At 39.4% G+C, this 19,735-nt stretch carries 17 protein-coding genes; 4 read left to right on the forward strand and 13 right to left on the reverse strand.

Annotation, left to right across the window (positions count from 1 at the left end):
* Positions 1-59: 59 nt before the first annotated feature.
* The 3 genes from eno to MMO38_RS03025 all read right to left on the reverse strand — a co-directional run bounded on the left by eno (position 60) and on the right by MMO38_RS03025 (position 3,965).
* Positions 60-1,349, reverse strand: a complete 1,290-nt coding sequence (gene eno, locus MMO38_RS03015; RefSeq protein ID WP_004671269.1) for a phosphopyruvate hydratase — start codon at positions 1,347-1,349, stop codon at positions 60-62.
* A 91-nt stretch (positions 1,350-1,440) separates the two neighbouring features.
* On the reverse strand, positions 1,441-2,298 hold the full coding sequence (kdsA, locus tag MMO38_RS03020; protein WP_121930207.1) for a 3-deoxy-8-phosphooctulonate synthase: 858 nt from the start codon (positions 2,296-2,298) through the stop codon (positions 1,441-1,443).
* Positions 2,299-2,333: 35 nt separating this feature from the next.
* On the reverse strand, positions 2,334-3,965 hold the full coding sequence (locus tag MMO38_RS03025; protein WP_241322494.1) for a CTP synthase: 1,632 nt from the start codon (positions 3,963-3,965) through the stop codon (positions 2,334-2,336).
* Between the two features lie 370 nt (positions 3,966-4,335).
* Here MMO38_RS03025 and MMO38_RS03030 point away from each other — a divergent pair, with 370 nt between their 5' ends.
* Entirely contained in the window at positions 4,336-4,794 is a 459-nt protein-coding gene (locus MMO38_RS03030) for a hypothetical protein (protein ID WP_004671273.1), read from the forward strand.
* A 97-nt stretch (positions 4,795-4,891) separates the two neighbouring features.
* On the opposite strand, the gene MMO38_RS03035 is transcribed toward MMO38_RS03030, so the two are convergent.
* The 4 genes from MMO38_RS03035 to MMO38_RS03050 all read right to left on the reverse strand — a co-directional run bounded on the left by MMO38_RS03035 (position 4,892) and on the right by MMO38_RS03050 (position 9,263).
* Positions 4,892-5,977, reverse strand: coding sequence for an alpha/beta fold hydrolase (locus MMO38_RS03035; protein ID WP_004671274.1), 1,086 nt, complete (start codon positions 5,975-5,977; stop codon positions 4,892-4,894).
* 19 nt (positions 5,978-5,996) lie between these two features.
* A complete protein-coding gene (locus MMO38_RS03040; protein ID WP_004671275.1) occupies positions 5,997-6,713 on the reverse strand; it encodes an SGNH/GDSL hydrolase family protein in 717 nt (238 codons plus the stop codon).
* A gap of 28 nt (positions 6,714-6,741) precedes the next feature.
* The gene (locus MMO38_RS03045) at positions 6,742-7,155 is read right to left on the reverse strand and encodes a nuclear transport factor 2 family protein (RefSeq protein WP_241322495.1); all 414 of its coding nucleotides are present in this window, start codon (positions 7,153-7,155) and stop codon (positions 6,742-6,744) included.
* An 83-nt stretch (positions 7,156-7,238) separates the two neighbouring features.
* Positions 7,239-9,263, reverse strand: a complete 2,025-nt coding sequence (locus tag MMO38_RS03050) for an NADPH-dependent 2,4-dienoyl-CoA reductase (RefSeq protein ID WP_241322496.1) — start codon at positions 9,261-9,263, stop codon at positions 7,239-7,241.
* Positions 9,264-9,388: 125 nt separating this feature from the next.
* Here MMO38_RS03050 and MMO38_RS03055 point away from each other — a divergent pair, with 125 nt between their 5' ends.
* Together MMO38_RS03055 and MMO38_RS03060 are read left to right on the forward strand one after the other, a co-directional pair.
* Entirely contained in the window at positions 9,389-9,946 is a 558-nt protein-coding gene (locus MMO38_RS03055; RefSeq protein WP_241322497.1) for a helix-turn-helix transcriptional regulator, read from the forward strand.
* Positions 9,946-10,857: an alpha/beta hydrolase gene (locus MMO38_RS03060; protein ID WP_241322498.1), complete on the forward strand. Its 912-nt coding sequence runs from the start codon at positions 9,946-9,948 to the stop codon at positions 10,855-10,857. The genes MMO38_RS03055 and MMO38_RS03060 overlap by 1 nt, the downstream gene beginning before the upstream one ends.
* A 61-nt stretch (positions 10,858-10,918) precedes the next feature.
* On the opposite strand, the gene MMO38_RS03065 is transcribed toward MMO38_RS03060, so the two are convergent.
* Positions 10,919-11,962 (reverse strand): 3-deoxy-7-phosphoheptulonate synthase, encoded by a 1,044-nt coding sequence (locus tag MMO38_RS03065; RefSeq protein ID WP_241322499.1) that lies wholly within the window; start codon positions 11,960-11,962, stop codon positions 10,919-10,921.
* Between the two features lie 604 nt (positions 11,963-12,566).
* On the opposite strand from MMO38_RS03065, the gene MMO38_RS03070 reads away from it, so the two are divergent.
* Positions 12,567-14,144: an ATP-binding cassette domain-containing protein gene (locus MMO38_RS03070; protein ID WP_241322500.1), complete on the forward strand. Its 1,578-nt coding sequence runs from the start codon at positions 12,567-12,569 to the stop codon at positions 14,142-14,144.
* A gap of 59 nt (positions 14,145-14,203) precedes the next feature.
* Here MMO38_RS03070 and MMO38_RS03075 read toward each other — a convergent pair whose 3' ends face one another.
* From MMO38_RS03075 to argC, 5 genes are all read right to left on the reverse strand, one after another.
* Positions 14,204-14,566, reverse strand: a complete 363-nt coding sequence (locus tag MMO38_RS03075; protein ID WP_241322501.1) for a YnfA family protein — start codon at positions 14,564-14,566, stop codon at positions 14,204-14,206.
* Positions 14,566-16,851 (reverse strand): ATP-dependent Clp protease ATP-binding subunit ClpA, encoded by a 2,286-nt coding sequence (gene clpA / locus MMO38_RS03080; RefSeq protein WP_130161416.1) that lies wholly within the window; start codon positions 16,849-16,851, stop codon positions 14,566-14,568. Before clpA ends, MMO38_RS03075 begins: the two co-directional genes overlap by 1 nt.
* Before the next feature lie 528 nt (positions 16,852-17,379).
* Complete coding sequence (clpS, locus tag MMO38_RS03085) at positions 17,380-17,793, reverse strand: ATP-dependent Clp protease adapter ClpS (RefSeq protein WP_165382367.1); 414 nt, start codon at positions 17,791-17,793, stop codon at positions 17,380-17,382.
* Between the two features lie 22 nt (positions 17,794-17,815).
* On the reverse strand, positions 17,816-18,565 hold the full coding sequence (locus MMO38_RS03090; RefSeq protein WP_004671298.1) for a DUF6776 family protein: 750 nt from the start codon (positions 18,563-18,565) through the stop codon (positions 17,816-17,818).
* 81 nt (positions 18,566-18,646) lie between these two features.
* A complete protein-coding gene (gene argC / locus MMO38_RS03095; RefSeq protein ID WP_241322502.1) occupies positions 18,647-19,690 on the reverse strand; it encodes an N-acetyl-gamma-glutamyl-phosphate reductase in 1,044 nt (347 codons plus the stop codon).
* Positions 19,691-19,735: the final 45 nt, after the last annotated feature.

Below are 19,735 nucleotides of genomic sequence, written 5' to 3' on the forward strand. Positions count from 1 at the left end.
AGTTTCTCTCTTTTGTAAAGAAAGAGGGTCAGGAGGATTCAACATAGCTGAGATTGACCTTAATTTAGACCTTTAAACTCAGCTTTACCGCGGTAAGCTGCTTGAGTTAACTCTTCAATACGAAGCAATTGGTTATATTTTGCAACACGGTCAGAACGACACAATGAACCAGTCTTGATTTGACCTGCTGCTGTACCAACTGCTAAATCAGCAATGGTTGAATCTTCTGTTTCACCTGAACGGTGTGAGATAACAGTGCTATAACCATTTGCTTTAGCAAGGTAAATTGCATCTAAAGTTTCAGTCAAAGTACCGATTTGGTTATATTTGATCAGAATAGAGTTACCTACTTTCTCATCAATACCACGTTGTAAAATCTTAGGATTAGTTACAAATAAATCATCACCAACCAATTGGATTTTATCGCCAAGGATTGAAGTGAGGTAGCTCCAACCTTCCCAGTCAGACTCATCCAAACCATCTTCAATTGAGATAATTGGATACTGGTTCACAAGGCCCGCTAAGTAGTCAGCAAATTGATTGCTAGTAAATGCTTTGTTGCCTTCACCTGCAAGAATGTATTGACCATTTTTGTAGAATTCTGATGATGCACAATCAAGCGCAAGCATAATATCAGAACCTGCTTTATAGCCAGTTTTTTCAATTGACTCAAGAATAACGGTGATTGCTTCTTCATTAGAACGAAGGTTCGGTGCAAAACCACCTTCATCACCAACTGCTGTATTTAGACCTTGTTTCTTTAAAACTGATTTTAAAGAATGGAAAATTTCAGCACCTGCACGTAATGCTTCAGAGAATGAAGTGAAACCGACTGGTTCAATCATGAACTCTTGAATATCTACATTATTATCCGCATGTGAACCACCATTGATGATGTTCATCATTGGAACAGGCATAGTCAAAATCGTTTGACCACGAAGATCTGCGATATATTGGAAAAGTGGGGTCTTCTTTTCATCAGCAGCAGCACGTGCAACCGCTAAAGATACAGCTAGTGTTGCGTTTGCACCTAATTTTTCTTTGTTTTCAGTACCGTCAAGCGCGATCATTGTATTATCAATGTCTTTTTGCTCGAAAACTGATTTACCCAACAAAGCATCGCGAATCAGTGTGTTAACGTTATTAACTGCTGTACGAACACCTTTACCTAAGTAACGTGCTTTATCACCGTCACGAAGTTCTAAAGCTTCACGAGAACCAGTTGAAGCACCAGATGGTGCACATGCACGACCAACAATCCCAGATTCTAAAATTACGTCTGCTTCGATGGTTGGGTTACCACGAGAGTCCAAAATTTCGCGCGCACGAATATCAACGATTTGGCTCATGAACAATTCCTCTGTTGAATGAATAATAAATTAAACCCATATTTCCTTAGCGTTCCCCTTTTATAGAGGAACTCAAAGGGGAAAGATTGGTTTAATGTGTATCTAACTTTTTGAATCCTTTGATCAAAGTATCCAATTCTTTTAATTGTGCCAAGAATGGCTCAAGCTGAGACAAACGCAATGCACAAGGTCCATCACATTTTGCATTTTCAGGGTCTGGATGTGCTTCTAAGAACAAACCAGCTAAACCAGTTGCCATACCAGCACGTGCTAATGTGGTGATTTGCGCACGGCGACCACCAGCAGAATCTGAACGACCGCCCGGTGTTTGCAATGCATGGGTCACATCAAAGAAAACAGGAACATTCATTTCTTTCATCGTGTCAAAACCCAGCATATCAACAACTAAGTTGTTATAACCAAATGCTGAACCACGTTCGCAAAGAATAAGTTTGTCATTCCCAGCCTCTAAACATTTATGCAAAATATGACGCATTTCATGTGGCGCTAGAAATTGTGCTTTCTTGATATTGATAATCGCCTGAGTCTTTGCCATTGCTTCAACAAGATCAGTCTGACGACTCAAAAAAGCTGGAAGTTGGATAATATCTGCAACTTCTGCAACTTCCGCTGCCTGATACGGTTCATGCACATCGGTAATAATTGGAACATTGAACTGTTTTTTAATGTCTGCAAGCCATTCAATTCCTTTTTCCAAACCTGGACCACGGAATGAATTTAAGCTAGAGCGATTCGCTTTATCAAAGCTCGCTTTGAACACGTAAGGAATATCTAAGCGCTTGCAAATATCGACATAAGTTTCAGCGATTTCAAAGGCTAAATCTTTTGATTCGAGTACGTTCATTCCGCCAAATAATACAAATGGCAAATGATTTGCCATTTGTATATCGCCTAAACGTACAACTTCTTGTGCTTTTAATTGTGACATCTAAACTTTCCCAGTTTATTTAAAGCCTACATTATTTACTTCTGATGCTGTTTTTTTGCAGCCTCAATAAAACTAGCAAATAATGGATGTCCATCACGTGGTGAACTTGTAAATTCCGGATGGAATTGTACAGCAATAAACCAAGGATGTTCAGGAATTTCTACAGTTTCAACTAAGTGTTGTACTGATGAATAACCAGAAACCTTCATTCCAGCTTGTTCAAGTGTTGGAATAAAACGGTCATTCATTTCATAACGATGGCGATGACGCTCAACAATTTCAGCTTGACCATAGATGCTACGAATTTTTGCACCCTCAACCAACTCTGATTTTTGTGCACCTAAACGCATCGTACCGCCTAAGTCTGACTCAAGACTACGATGTTGTAATTCGCCGCGTTCATCCAGCCATTCAGTGATTAAGCCAATAAGTGGGTATTTGGTTGAACGATTAAATTCAGTTGAGGTCGCTTCAGGCAGTCCTGCTACATTACGAGCATATTCAATCACAGCCAACTGCATACCCAAACAGATACCTAAAAATGGAACACCATTTTCACGCGCATATTGAATTGCACGCATTTTACCTTCAGTACCGCGCTCACCAAAGCCACCCGGTACTAAGATCGCATCCGCAGTTTCAAGTACAGAAATGTCCTGACCTTCTAAAGATTCAGCATCAACATAATCAATTTGTACTTTAACGCGATTTTGGATACCCGCATGTAAAAGTGCTTCATTTACAGATTTATAAGCATCTGGTAATTCGACATATTTACCGACCATCGCAACACGTACGATATATTCTGGGTTTAATAGTGCATCAACCACATTATCCCAGTCTTCAAGATTTGCTTCTGGAAGATCGTTATAGCCAAAACGTTCGCAGATTAAATCATCTACGTTTTGCTCAGAGAAATTACGTGGAATTTGATAAATTGTTTTTGCATCTTTACATACAACAACTGCACGTGCTTCCACATTGGTAAACAATGCAATTTTACGTTTAGTATCTGCATCAACATCATATTCAGTACGGCAAATAAGAATATCGGGTTGAATACCAATTGAAAGCAACTCTTTAACAGAGTGCTGAGTTGGTTTGGTTTTAAGTTCAGCAGCCGACTTGATGTATGGCAATAAAGTTAAATGCATCAACATGGTCCGTTTATGACCCAGTTCAACCATAAGCTGACGCACTGACTCCATAAATGGAAGTGATTCGATATCACCTACTGTACCGCCGATCTCGACGATCGCGACATCGTAACCTTCACCGGCACGTAATACACGTTCTTTAATATTATCTGTAATATGCGGAATAACTTGGACTGTACCACCGAGGTAATCACCACGGCGTTCTTTGTTTAAAACGTCTTGGTAGACACGTCCACTGGTGAAGTTATTTAACTTCGTCATTTTTGCACGACGTAGGAAACGTTCGTAATATCCCAAATCTAAGTCAGTTTCTGCACCATCCTCTGTGACAAAAACTTCACCGTGCTGAAATGGGCTCATGGTACCTGGATCGACATTGATATATGGATCCATTTTTACCATCGTGACATTTAAGCCACGAGCTTCCAAAAGTGCGGCAACAGAAGCAGCAGAAATACCTTTACCTAGTGATGAAACCACACCACCAGTGACAAAAATAAAATGGGTCATTAAGTTTCTCGTACAATCAAGCCGAAATCGGCCTACAATGTTGGGCAATTTTACTGTACTCTGCCCCTATAAAGCAAAGTCAAACCGCTTCAATTCAAAGAACTATAAACAACTGGTTATTCTATCAGCATTTTCAATAAAATTTTATGGGATTTATGGAGATTTCATATAAAAATTGCTTTTAACAAATCAAAAACACAGCTCCGATGAGAAAAATTCCCTTAGAACCCCAACATCGATCCACTTCATAACACATGCATCCATGCAAACATTTATAAATTATCAACAAACTCGATAAATCCGAGTGCTTTTTTCAGTTAATTTTGCTGTTATAATCCTCGTCGTCCTTATTTGATATGTTGTTTTAGCGATGGCGAATAATAAACTTTTAATTTGTGCAGCACTTGCGACTGGTCTTTTACTTACAGCTTGTGTGAAAAAAGAAGAACCTAAAAACGAAGAGCAGCCTGAACAGGCTACTGAAACACAAATGACAGAGCAACAGCCTGAAGCTGCGAAAACTGAAGTGTTTGAGTCTTTAGAAAGTATCAATACAGAAGAAGCTCCCGCGCCTGTAGTTGAAACGACTCTTGAAGAAACTGAGAATACGACAACCGAAATTCGTCGTGAAACTCGACCTGCTCAAACCCAAAATACAACTGCTCAATCTGAAGCTCCTCGTACAGAGCAACCTAGAGCAACTCAAACTCAACCTAGCGCGCCAAGAGTTGAACAGCCAAAACCATCTAAATCGAATACTTCTGGTCAAAGTGAAGAAGATGCTGTCGCTGCTGCGATCGCTGCTGCAACACCTGCATTAAGCAACTAATCTGCTTAAAAAAGTATTTAAAAAGCCAGTTCCTTTGCGCCGCTTTCATCACGGTTTAAGGGAGCTGGCTTTTTTATAGCTGGAATATTAACAAACCCTAATAACTCTTAAAAAAATCTGCCATCAATCGTGATGCCCAAGATTTCACCGCTAGGCTTTCATAGAAGCCACAATGACTCCCTTTTTTCGTAGTAATCACGACCATATTATCCATCTGTTGTATCTTGTCCTTATAAGGCTCGAAATTCTTGATTGAACAAACGGGATCATCTTCAGCATTTAAAATCATCAGTGGGATTTTGATATTTTCAAACACGTAAATTGGGTTTATCGCTTTGCAATAAGATTGATAATCCTCATAACCTGCCATTTCAAAATATGCTTTTTCAAACTCCTCTAAGCTTGTTGTCGCCAATACCTTTTCAAGAGAAGCAACCCGACTCCAGATATTTTGATAAGGGTAAATAAAATGTTTGAATAATTTTTTGGTCATCAATTTACTATAAAAAGGATGAACATTTTTAAAGCCTATTTCTGTGTCATAACCTGGACACATCGCGAAAGCTGCCTTAAATGGCGTATCTTCACCTTGCTCCCCCAAATAACGTACCAATAGTCCTGTACCCGCAGAAGATCCCACTGCATATAAATCAGAACTTGGGAATAATTGCTGAATATGATCGAGCTGTTCTTTTAAATCGCGAGTAGAACCAAATAAAGAAATTTGTGGCACTGGCATAGGTAAACCAGCATGACCACGGCGTAAACAAAGTGCGATTCGCCAACCCGTATATTGATGTAAATCTTTGACCAACTCTCGCATGCTTTCAAGTGTACCTGTGATGGTATGCATGATCACAACAGTGGGTGTAGTGACAGGAAGATCATATCCATACCAAGCAATTGCGGTCACACCACCATCTTGCATGGTAAGTTGATCTATACGATCATATTCCAGCTTGATTGTTTTCTTTCTAATGATATCAAAATATAAGAGATGGACATGTGTATTACTCAACCAAGGTGTTGGGCGATACTTTTGCTTTAATTGGGGTAACTTCTCCAGAACATCTTTGATTTTGCCTTTTGGGTGATAATACATTTTTGGTGGTTCGGCACCGAGTGCCAAATCAAATAGATTTAAACCTAAAACTTTCAGTTTATTTAGAGTGAATATACCCATACTTCATTCCTCCCTCTACTTAGGGTCTAAACGACTGTCGCACTAAATCTGCGACTTGTTTCCCCCAAATTGCATAAACCTCTTTACTAGGATGAAAGCCATCCCTTGCCATCGGCAGATTTAGCGCCTGCAAAGCTTCGATATCGTATGCAATAAATCTAAATTGATCTTGTGAAGTGAGCCATTGTTGTAATGTTTTATTCATTTGCTCTGCATATTTTCCGAACAACCAAGCCAATGGCTGAGGCAGTGCTGGAAAATGCTGCATCGGTGGTACTCCTGATACAATAACCAATTTTGGTTGAAAGTGCTGCTGTATTTGGGTAAATAATTGTTTTTGTTGTTTTATCCAAGACTTTGCTGAAATAAGTTTCGTCACATCATTGACACCAATAGACGTCACCACAACATCATATTGTTGTTGATCTAAACCCAGTATCGCTTGGAAAACTTGTTTGGTTGTATCACCCGTTTTCGCGTGAAGTTTCCATTGCAAGGCATACTCTGTTTTTAATTCAGAGATAATCACTCCTGATAAGGCATCTTGTTGTGTTTCAACACCTACACCTGCCGCAGCGGAGTCGCCTAAAATTAAGATCGAAAGGGGTTGACCTTGACCAACGCACCCCTCGCGCTCACCACTTGGCTCAGACAAACGTGGCGTATTCTTACGAACGCGTGTTCCTTGTATAATCAGCACAGGTAACAAAGCAATTGTTGAAAGTTTTAGCCACATTTTAATAGTCTCGATATACTTAGGCTATTTATGATTGAGCAGTCTGGTACTGTGCCAATCGAGCGCCCATTTGTTCTGCCAACGCTGCTAAACCACTCATTGGGCGAATCATCACCTCGAAATCAGTAATTTTACCTTGTTCATCAAAACGGATCATATCAATACCTTTTAATGATTTACCGCTTACATTAGCGCTAAATTCGAGTACGACACTTTCACCATCGTCGGTATAAAACTCACGATGATAGGTAAAATCTTGAAAAACCTGAATGACATTACTCAAAATAAAGAAAACAACCTGCTTTCCCTCATAAGGCTTATACGCGACGGGTGAACGAAAAACCACATCATCAGAGAGCAAGTCATTTAAAATGGACAAATCGCCTGTTTTAATCATTTGATGCCAAAGTTGTATCGCTTGTTTTGTTATTTCAATCGTCATTGTTATATTTCCTTTTAATTAATTCATAGCGCAATGGACACTTCCTCCTAAGAGAAAATGTCCAAAGTATTAGGTCTGTTTATTTATAGTACTGCAGCTAATTCAGCACCTTGACGAATCGCACGTTTCGCATCTAATTCACCCGCTTCTTTAGCCCCGCCAATCAGATGAACATTCTTACCATCTGCTTTAAGCTGATCAAACATTGCTGTATAAGACTCTTGACCCGCACAGATCACAACATTGTCGACTTCAAGAACAGTGCTGTGACCATTCAAAGTAATATGTAGACCCTGATCATCAACTTTATCGTAGCTAGCACCCGCAATCATTTTGACATCACGGTGTTTTAAGCCTGTACGGTGAATCCATCCCGTGGTTTTACCTAAACTAGAACCAACAGCAGCACTCTTACGTTGTAATAAGTAAATTTCGCGCTCAGATTTTTCGAGTTCAGGTTGTTTTAAACCGCCAACATGCTCATACGTGGTATCAATGCCCCATTCTGCATAGAATTTTTCAGGATTTAAGCTACCACTTTCACCTTCATGGGTTAAATACTCTGCTGTATCAAAACCAATACCACCTGCACCAATGATCGCGACACGCTTACCAACAGGCATACGCTCTCTTAAAACTTGGAGGTAGCTTAATACTTTTGGATGATCAATCCCTTCGATCTGTAATTGACGTGGCGTAACCCCTGTTGCAATCACGATATCATCGTAATCCGCTTGGCTCAGCTCGTCATAGGTCACGGTATGATTCAGGACTAATTCAATATTGGGTTGTAATTCAATTTGGCGTTTGAAGTAACGCAAGGTTTCATAGAATTCTTCTTTACCCGGAATGGTTTTGGCAATATTGAACTGACCACCAATTTGATTACTTGCATCAAACACTTTTACCTTATGACCACGACTTGCAGCATATACAGCAAAACTTAAACCTGCTGGCCCTGCCCCAATGACTGCAATTTTTTTGGTCGCATTGGTTTCTTTGAAAATTAACTCAGTTTCATAACATGCACGTGGGTTAACTAAGCATGTTGCAATACTCATTGAGAAAATATGATCTAAACACGCTTGGTTACAACCAATACAGGTATTAATTTCATCACTACGACCTTCACTCGCCTTCAATACAAATTCAGCATCTGCAAGCATCGGACGCGCCATGGACACCATATCTGCATGACCAGAAGCTAACACGTACTCCGCCATTTCTGGTGTATTGATACGGTTAGAGGTAATCAATGGAATCGATACTGTACCTTTTAACTTTTCAGTCACCCATGTAAATGCAGCGCGAGGTACTTTGGTTGCAATCGTTGGGATACGTGCTTCATGCCAGCCAATACCCGTATTGATAATCGTTGCACCTGCTTTTTCGATTTCTTTGGCGAGTTGTACCACTTCTTCTAGCGTTGAACCACCTTCAACTAAATCAAGCATGGATAAACGATAGATAATAATGAAATTCTCACCAACTGAAGCTCGAGTACGTTTTACGATTTCGATTGGAAAACGAATACGATTTTCATAACTTCCGCCCCACTCATCATCACGATGATTGGTACGAGCTGCAATAAACTCATTAATGAGGTAACCCTCAGACCCCATGATCTCAACACCATCATAACCCGCATATTGGGCTAGCTTGGCGCAGTTGGCAAAGTCATCAATGGTTTGCTGTACTTCAGCAGAAGACAATGCTTTTGGTTTAATTGGATTGATTGGTGCTTGAATGGCAGATGGTGCAACATTATCAGCTTGATACGAATAACGCCCTGTATGCAAAATTTGCATCGCAATTTTACCACCAGCGTCATGTACAGCTTGGGTAATCACTTTATGCTTTTCAGCTTCTTCACGTGTATCTAATTTAGTGCCATGCGCAAATACCACGCCATCATCGTTTGGAGAAACACCACCAGTAACAATTAATCCAACATCACCCTTCGCACGTTCAGCATAAAACGCTGCCATACGTTCATAACCTTGCGGTGCTTCTTCTAGACCAATATGCATAGAGCCCATCAGTACACGGTTTTTCAATGTAGTGAAGCCTAAATCAAGTGGTGCTAATAAATTTGGATAAGCTGACATGTGTTCTCCTTTGGCTAGCAATCTGCTTGCTAATGCAACTTGTTGCACAAACTTATAAACAAGATTTGATTTTTATGCAACATTTTGCATAATCTAAAGAGTCACTTTTTATTTCTTGGATGGTTATGTCACTCGCCCATGTTTTATTGACCAGCTTATTAGAAAAACCAAGCACAGGTTTTGAATTAGCTCGTCGTTTTGATCGCTCCATGGGCTTTTTTTGGAATGCCACTCATCAGCAAATTTATCGTGAACTCAATGGTATGCTGAAAAAAGAATGGATCTCTACCTTAGAAGAGCAAACAGCCAATAGTCGAAAAAAAACCTATCAAATCGAACAGCTCGGAAGAATACAACTCGCTGCATGGATTGAGCAGCAAAGTGAACCAGCTCAACTACGTGATGACCTCATGGTTAGATTAAGAGCTGAAGCGCAGTTAGGTGGTAATAAAATTTTGCCCGAATTAGAACGGCATTTAATATTACATAAGGAAAAATTAAGCCTTTATCAAGCTATTCATGATAAAGATTTTAAAAATACCGAACCGACCAATCGCGTTTTGTTTATCCATAAAATGATTCTTGAACTTGGTATCATTAAAGAAAACGAATGGATAAAATGGTTAGAACAAATGATTCCTCAACTTAAGAAGTTTGATGAACTAGACAAAGGAGAAAAATAATGCCGTTTTATACCATGCCCGATCAACAAAAATTATTTGTACGACGTGTGGGTGAAGGTGAACCTGTACTTGTTTTATCTGGGCTGGGTATGCAAAGCTGGCAATGGCTTCCTTTTTTATTTGCTAATCGTAAGCAATATGAATTTATTATTCCGGATTGGCGTGGCTTTGGTGGTTCAAAACACTGTGCGATTCCAGAGACTGATGCGATTTCTAGTCATTGGAATGATATTGATCATCTGATTAAACAATTAAAATTAGATCAGTTTATCTTGATGAGCTACTCCATGGGCGCAACTACAGCGATGCATGGCATGAAACATGGTGGTTTGGCAGGAAAACTCAAAGCCTATCTTCATATTGACCAAACCCCTAAGATTTCGGTAGACGACTCTTGGCATTATGGCTTGTTTGGACAAAAGCATGCTCAATTCAAAAATCTACTTCTCGATATTCAAACACTTTTATTAGATTATAAGCATGCACAAAAGCTTGAAGACCTACCAAGTGATATCCGTTATAAACTGGTAAGTTTATGGGGAGCTTTTATTGAATTACAAAGTAGCAATACCTATAGCCCTAAAATCGTTAAACTCGCACTAAACCGCCCTTTCCTACAAAAATATTTACTGCCGATTCAACGTTTAGATTATTTGCTTTGGTATGTTGAAAATTATTTAAATCACAATGAAGACTATAGAGAAGCGATTCGCCAAGTGAACTGCCCAACCACGTTCTTTATCGGTCGTGAATCTAGCCTTTACCCTGAAACTGGTCAGACACTGATTGCAAAGAGTCTAACAAATGCTAAAACTGTTTATTTTGAACGCTCTGGACATACACCATTGATTACAGAACCCAGAAAGTTTAGCCAAGAGATTGGTCGTTTTCTTAGCGCACAGTCCATATAAGCGGTTTTACGGAATTGAATAAAAAAGCCAATCTGATCTAGATTGGCTTTTTTAAGGAAGATTATTTCTTATGTCTCATTTGTTCAGCAATATCTAACAAAACTTGTTCCGTTTTATCCCAACCTAAACAACCATCTGTTACTGATTGACCATAAGTCATATCACAAGAAATCTTCTGATTCCCATCAACTAAATGGCTTTCAAGCATAACACCACGTACGTTTGATTCAGCTCGCTCAACAATAATTTGCTGCAAAACCTGTGGTTGTAACAAAGGATCTTTACCACTATTGCCATGACTGCAATCAATCACCAATGCTGGTAAATGCTTATGTTTAAAATGCATCGCCTGAATCGCTGCCAAATCATAGTTTGTTCCTTGATTTGAACCACGTAAAATCAAATGTGGCAATGGATTACCTTCACTATGCAAAATTGCAGGTAAACCTTGTTGTGTCATTCCTAAAAATTGATGACCATGTAGCGCAGATTGGATTGCATCTAACGCAATTTGAATCGAACCATCGGTACCATTCTTGAAGCCAATACTGTATGGCATATGGCTAGCAATTTCACGGTGAATTTGAGATTCGCTGGTACGCGCACCAATTGCCCCCCAAGCGAGTAAATCATCAAAATAACCTGTTGCCATTGGGCTTAGAATTTCACTTGCAATTGGCAAACCCTTTTCAACAAGTTGTAAGTAAAGCGCGCGCGATTTTTCTAAACCCAACTGTAAATCTGATGATCCATCTAAATTTGGATCATACAAAAAACCTTTCCAACCCACTGTTGTCCGTGGTTTTTCAATATATGCGCGCATAACAAGAAATATCTGATCTTTTACTTGTTCTTGTAGTTGCTGTAGACGATCAGCATATTCTAGAACGGCGATAGGATCATGAATCGAACAAGGCCCTGTAATCACCATTAAACGGTGATCTTGCCCTGATAAAATATTCTGAATCGTTTGACGATGTTTTGAGATTTGCTGCGCTAAAGTAGCAGACAAGGGATACTGCGCTTTAAGTTGCGAAGGTAAGCTGAGCATTGTTTCTTTTGTATGACTTTTTGATTGTGTTAAAGCAGTATTTAAAGCGTTCATTGGCAATTCCTTTGGACTGTCGCACAGTCCGAATATTTATTTGAGCAAGTGTGATCTAAGCGATGTTGATTTCTTTGCAAAGTAAAACCAAGAAGTCTTGCTAAAATATGAAACGTTAAATATGTACATGCTATTTCTCCTAAAGTGATGAATATTAAAGCATAAAAAAACCTGATCGGGGTTGCCGATCAGGTATTAACTGGTTGGGCAACCTTTTGTCGCCCGAAACGCTTCAGGCAACTAAATATATTGCCAAAAATAAAAGTAAGCGTTTGTGTTTACAGTATGCTTTAACATCATTATTTCAAATATCTAAAAAACTGTTCTTCCTTACTAAACTACGCACTATTAGGGCATTTGACAAGCTTTTTTTCTCTTTTTTAACTGCGACTGTAAAAAGGTGAAATTTGACCTTTGACTTTTTCACCAATAGAATAATGCAAAAATAAACCCATTTGAGATCACGCTGATGAAGTAAGTTCTATTTTTATCATCAAAGTTCACTTCCCTTTTTGATGTGCAAAATAGACTTATCTATCGTTTAGCGATTCGTATTCTAAAACCCCTCTCACTCTATTTTGCATATCCTGTTTATGAGGTTCTTATGACTCAACAGGCATGTATCGTTACAAACCTAACACTTGAATTCTCTCAGCTTAAGCTTTTTGAGAGCCTATCTTTCCAACTCCCTTTAAAACAGTTTTCTGGATTGATCGGTCGTAATGGTCAAGGTAAATCAGTATTGATGTCGACTCTGCATGGGCAAGCAGCCAGTGAGCTAACCCATTCAGGTCAAATTTCATGGCAATGCCCACATCAATATTTAACACAGCTTCAGCGTGTACAAGCAGAGACCATTGCTCAAGCCTTAGACATTGAAGATTTATATTTAATTTTTCAGCATATTCAACAAGGTTGTGCTTCATTTACAGACTATGAACAGGTGGAAAATCTTTGGCATTTGCCTATGCAATGGCAGCAGCTCTTAGAAAGTGCTGGCTTACCTAGTGAGCTCAGCACATCCATTCAACATTTAAGTGAAGGTCAAAAAACCAAACTTGCACTTTGTCGTTTATTTCTACTTAAAGATCATTATCTGCTACTAGATGAACCCAGTAATCATTTGGATACTCAGGGTCGTCAATGGCTAATCAATCAAATGGCTCAACATACTACAGGTGGGCTCATCATTAGTCATGATCGACAGCTATTAGCTCATGTAGAAAGTATTTTTGCATTAAATCAATTTGGTTTAAATTATTATGGTGGGAACTATGCACTGTATCAGCAACAACATCACTCCCAAGTCGAAGCCTTATCGCAAGCTGTTCAACAAGAAAAAAGAGAATTGAAGCATCTTAAGGAACAGCAAAATCTCAGTCAAATGAAAGCTCAAAAGCGTAAAAAAATAGGTGAAAAGTTAAGGTCGTCTGGTTCGCAAGCTCCAATCTTGTTGGACGCAAAAAAAGAGCAAGCCGAGCAATCACTCTCTCATCTACGTAAGCAACAGAACAAACAATTAGCGGATGCAAAAGACGAGTTGCTACATAAGCAAACTCAATTGGAACATTTGAAACCGCAATCTTTTGAATTTACCCCAATCTCTGGAAAATCATCAGTGGAAATCTTACGCTGTCATCAGCTTAAATTGGCTTTTGCGAATACCACTCACCTTAATCTCGCAATCTCTGCTAGAGAGAAATTGCATTTGAAAGGTATAAATGGCATTGGTAAATCAACTTTACTAAAGACCATCCACGGTCTAATTCCTCCAGCGTCAGGAGAAATTCATTGCAAAGTAAGTTCTATTTATTTGGATCAGAATCTTTCATTACTTGACGAAAGTATATCGGCCGTTGGTTATTTATGTAGTTTTGATTCAAATCTGACCGAGCAACAAGCGCGAACTTTGCTTGGAAATTTACAAATCCGTAGAGATAAAGCACTTACTCCTTTAGCAACTTTGAGTGGTGGCGAACGCTTAAAAGTGTCATTGCTTGCGTTGAAACAACAAACTGTAGAGCTATTACTTTTGGATGAACCAGAAAATCATCTCGACATCGAATCACGCGAATTACTCGCTCAGGCAATTCGCTCTTTTAATGGTGCGGTGATATTAGTATCACATGATGAATCTTTCGTAGAAGAATGCGGAATTTCAGAAGATTATGTATTGATGTAGTATTTTTTCTCATATTTCTAAATAAGCGTGACAACATGATTATTGTTATGCTTAAGCGCTTAACGCACCAACCCTTGCGGTTGTAAGATAATCAAGCTTGCACCACAAAGCACAATGATCCCACCCAAGACATCCCAGCGCGTCAACATTACTTGATCAACGTAACGTAGCCACATCAACGCAGTGAAAATATAAACACCACCATAAGCCGCATAAATACGACCTGATGCAGCGGGATGTAATGTGAGTAACCACACAAATACAGCTAGACTCAATGCTGTCGGTATCCACAACCAATGAGACTTGCCATGATTCAAAATCAAATAAGGAAAATAGCAACCTAAGATTTCAGCAATTGCAGTTAATAAAAATAACCCGAATACACTTAGTATTCGGGTTATAGAAAAAGAGAATTCAAACATTAAGCGGGTTCAGCACTCGGATTGATATGGTCTTCAAATACTTCCAATTTCAAACCGACGTCTTTGCCATCTTCATGTTTGACAGAAACAGCAACATTACCGCCATGTTCAGCCAACTCACCAAATAAAATCATCTCAGCAAGTGGTTTTTTCAAATGCTCTTGAATCAAACGTTGCATTGGACGAGCACCCATGAGGCGATCATAGCCATTGGTAGATAACCAGTCACGTGCACTTTGATCAACTTCAAGCACCACTTGTTTTTCATCTAGCTGCGCTTGGAGTTCTGTTAAGAACTTATCAACCACAGATTCAATGACTGTTGTTGGTAATGATTTAAACTGAATCACCCCATCCAAACGGTTACGGAATTCAGGTGAGAATGCACGTTTCATCGCATCTTGGTTATCGGCACTGTGATCTTGTTCTGTAAAACCAATACTTGCACGAGAAATACTTTCCGCACCGACATTGGTTGTTAATACAATAATCACATTTCTAAAATCAGACTTACGACCATTGTTATCGGTTAAAGCCCCATGATCCATGACTTGTAATAATAAGTTGAATACATCTGGATGTGCTTTTTCAATTTCATCAAGTAACAAGACACAATGTGGGTTTTTGTGAATCGCATCGGTCAACAAACCGCCTTGATCATAACCAACATAACCTGGAGGTGCACCAATCAAGCGTGAAACTGCATGACGCTCCATATATTCAGACATATCGAAGCGGACAAACTCCACACCTAACAATTTTGCCAATTGCTTGGTAACTTCTGTTTTACCAACCCCTGTAGGCCCAGCAAATACAAAACTTCCAACAGGTTTGTCTGGTGCTTTTAAGCCTGCACGAGAAAGCTTAATTGCTGACGATAAGGCTGTAATTGCTTCATCTTGACCAAAGACCACACGTTTTAAATCACGCTCTAGATTTTCCAACACAGTCTTGTCATCTTTCGAGACTGTTTTAGGTGGAATACGCGCAATCTTAGACACGATATCCTCAATGTTTTCGACAGAAATCAGTGAGCCATCGACTTCCGCCTTCAAGCGACGTCCCGCACCTGCTTCATCAATAACATCAATCGCCTTATCTGGTAAAAAACGGTCATTGATGAATTTTGCAGAGAGCTCCACAGCAGCCACAAGTGCTTTGTCGTCGTATTCAACGTGATGGAAATCTTCAAATTTGCTTTTCAGACCACGTAAGATCTCGATCGTTTCCCCAATACTTGGTTCACTTACGTCAACCTTTTGGAAACGGCGCGATAATGCATGATCCTTTTCAAATACTTGACGATATTCTTGGAAAGTTGTTGAACCGATACAACGTAAACTTCCGTTTGCCAAAGCAGGTTTAATAAGATTTGATGCATCCATTGTGCTGCCCATACTTGAGCCAGCACCAATAATCATATGTATTTCATCAATAAATAGAATTGCATTCGGATTCTTTTTTAACGCATTTAACAATTGTTTCAAACGTTTTTCAAAGTCACCGCGATATTTAGTCCCTGCAACCAACGCACCAATGTCTAAGCTATAAACTTCAGCATTTGCTAAAGGTTTCGGTGCTTTACCATTGACAATCAACCATGCCAAACCTTCAGCAATCGAAGTTTTTCCGACACCCGGATCTCCCACTAATAGTGGGTTATTTTTACGACGGCGACATAAAATTTGTGCCGCACGCTCAATTTCTTTCTCACGCCCGATTAAAGGATCTGTTTTACCTTTTTGCGCTTCAGTATTTAGATTTAACGTGTATTGCTCTAAAGGCCCTGCATTTGCAGATGCTGCGCTTTCCCCATCAATATCTTCAACTTCTTCTTCAACTTGAATCTCTTCTTTACGTGTTCCATGAGATAAGTACTGAGTTAAAGTTAAACGATTAATTTGATGGCGTTTCAATAAATAAACAGCGAAAGAATCTCTTTCAGAATACATGGCAACTAAAACATCTGCCCCTTCAACGGTACGATCTCCACCGCTTGATTGAACATGAAAAATCGCTCGTTGCAAAATTCGGTCAAAACTTTCCGTTGGGTGTGGTGCTTGTTCGCTATTATCACCAAGCTTTGGGGTGTGTTGCTCTACATATTCCTCTAATTCTTTACGTAAAGTAACGATATCAGCACCACATGCTTTTAGTGCGTTCACAGCTGAATCATTATCAAGTAAAGCGAGCAATAGATGTTCAACTGTCAGAAACTCATGCCTCTTTTGACGAGCCATGCTTACAGCCAAACGTAACGATACTTCTAATTGACGACTGAGCATGTAACCCCCTTATATTTTGGGCTAGATCAAAAAAAGACGCATCTTTAACTGAAAAAGCCAATTATGGACTAATCCGCTTGAGTATCTGCAATCGTTATCTAACATACGTTTACAAGTCTCTTTGCTTCATAGTCTACTGTTAGCATTAGTTGAGTGTATTGGTCAAGATTCAAAACAAAGTATTGTTGTAAAAATTTAATTACAAAGAGAATATGAACCATTCAATTGTTTAAAAAACAAACATACTTGTTGTTTAACCGTTACTTTTCTTCATCATCCATTCAAATTTTACTTGAACGTTTATGTATATTTTTACTCGCGGTTAAAACTTTGCTACACCTGCCACTGGAGCATACGAGACACATGTATGGCTATGGCGCAAGGTCTTCTTACGAAGCTCTAAAGCCTTCTCAGGACAAAGCCTCAAAGTGATGCTTTAAATTTGTTTTCCGCCACTCGGGCATATGAGCCATATATGGCGCAAGGTCTTGCGCATGAGGAATATATTCCGCAAGAGCGTTGCTTTTCTTAACGCTGCTCAGGTTCGATCTGACAAAGCAACGGGTGTCCTTGTGCACGCGCATAATTATTAACTTGATTTGCTTTAGTTTCAGCAATATCTCGAGGATAAATACCCGCAGTGCCTTTGCCTTCATAATGGACTGTTAGCATTACTTGACTTGCTTGATCCAAGTCCATAGAGAAATAGCTTTGCAATACATCAATCACAAAATCCATTGGCGTGTAATCATCGTTTAATAAAACAACTGCATACAATGGTGGTCGCTGCACTGCTGGTGGAGCTGTTTGCACAACCAGCTCACCATCATGATCCTCTTGCGAATCACTTAAACGAGGATTTAAGTGCCAGTCAACATAACCCGATTGATGAAAAGAGTTTTTCACTTCACTTAAATTCATTTGACGTCGATATCTTCGCATATTCGGTTCTTAATCTATAAATTTACTGAGCATTTGCTTCAGCTTGAGGAATTTCTGATACAAAAGCAGAATTTAAATCAACGGGTTGACCACGTTGCCAGCTAAAGCGCTTAATCACAGGTGTACCTGCGCCAGATAAACGCACCTCGATAAATTGTGGCGTAAATCCTTTTGGCATGGTCCAACGTCCAGTTAAACGCTCAAAATCATCAAAATTAAAGCTTTTATCTTCTAGTGGTACATCTAAAATTTCAGTATTTCGAATCAAACGCAACTCAACAGACCCTGCTGCACGGCGTTTATTCGGACTCACTTGAACAAGATCAATTTGATATTCAAACGCATTTTCAGGTAAAGACTTGATCGCCAAATTCTGAATCGTCAAACTCACGCCACCGCGCTGTCTCAAAATATCTCGATAAATGGCATTCATGCCCTCAAACTGAATCTTATCAGCATTGGCTTGATTGACCGCTTTGAATAGATCATCAGCATTACCCACAGCCATATCCCGCTCTTGAACAGCAGCATTCAAACTTTTGTTAATAGAGTCTAATGCTGTCTTCTGTTTTTGAACAACATCTACTAGCTGCTCAGCATCGGCATCATAACCAACAACCGTTAATCCTTGACGGTGCCCAACTGTATAACCAATCATAAAACTACTACCAATAAGAATGGTTGCAGCAATAAGTAAAGGTAAATTCGTTTTTAAGAATTTGTTTTTCTCAACCGAACTTTCTGGTGAAGTCGTTGGTTCAACGTTATCCATCATTATCTCTATCGTTACGATCTACATCAAAGCACACATTTAAATCCAATTTTAAATGTGTGTGAAGTAAAAAAGCGTTTTTTATGGTAATAAACCAATACCTTCCAAACCTGCAGCCTCATCAAAATCGAACATTAAGTTCATATTTTGAACTGCTTGACCTGCCGCGCCTTTCACCAAGTTATCCTGTGCAACAAGCACAATTAACTTATTCGGTTGAGGCTGATGTATCGCGATACGTAATTCATTTGCACCACGAACACTACGTGTTTCAGGGGAACTGTTGGCAGGCATCACATCTACAAAACGTTCATTTTGATAGAAACTTTCATACAATGTTTGTATATCTGTTTGTTGACCCTGTTCAGTTAAATCAACATAAATCGTGCTTAACATACCACGAATCATTGAAACCAAATGCGGTACAAAAATCAGTTGATCAAACTGACCTTTTTGTCCTGAAATATTCTCAAGGGCTTCAACAATCTCTGGATGATGACGATGTCCTGCCACGCCATAAGCTTTGAAGTTATCCGCATTTTCACTGTAAATCATACCAAGACTGGCTTTACGTCCTGCACCCGACACACCTGATTTTGCATCAACAATGATACTCTGAGTATTGATCAAACGATTCTTTAATAATGGTGCTAAACCAAGCTGAACCGTGGTCGGATAGCAGCCTGGGTTACCAATTACATTCGCTTGTTTGATTCTTTCACGATTCAATTCAGTTAAACCGTAAACTGAATCTTTGAGTACAGTTGGGCAATGATGTTGCATGCCATACCATTTCTCAAATTGGGCTAAATTCTGTAGACGAAAATCTGCCGCTAGATCAATTACTTTCGTACCAGCAGCAACCAATGCCTCAGCATGTTGCATCGCTACACCATGCGGCGTTGCAAAAAAAACAACATCACACTGTTTAAGCTGATCCAAATCGAGATCAGAAAACTTGAGCTCAGTATGTCCTCGTAGGCTTGGGAACATATCTGCAACACGCTTTCCAGCTTCAGTACGCGAAGTGAGAATACTGACCTGAACTTGTGAATGTCTTAACAATAGACGTAGTAGTTCAACCCCTGTGTATCCAGTTCCACCAACAATACCAACAGAAATCACGTGTCACACCTCTAGCGTTCATTTAGACAAATAGTATGGCAGTTT

The sequence above is a fragment of the Acinetobacter sp. NIPH 1852 genome (assembly GCF_022549455.1).
Lineage (GTDB): Bacteria > Pseudomonadota > Gammaproteobacteria > Pseudomonadales > Moraxellaceae > Acinetobacter.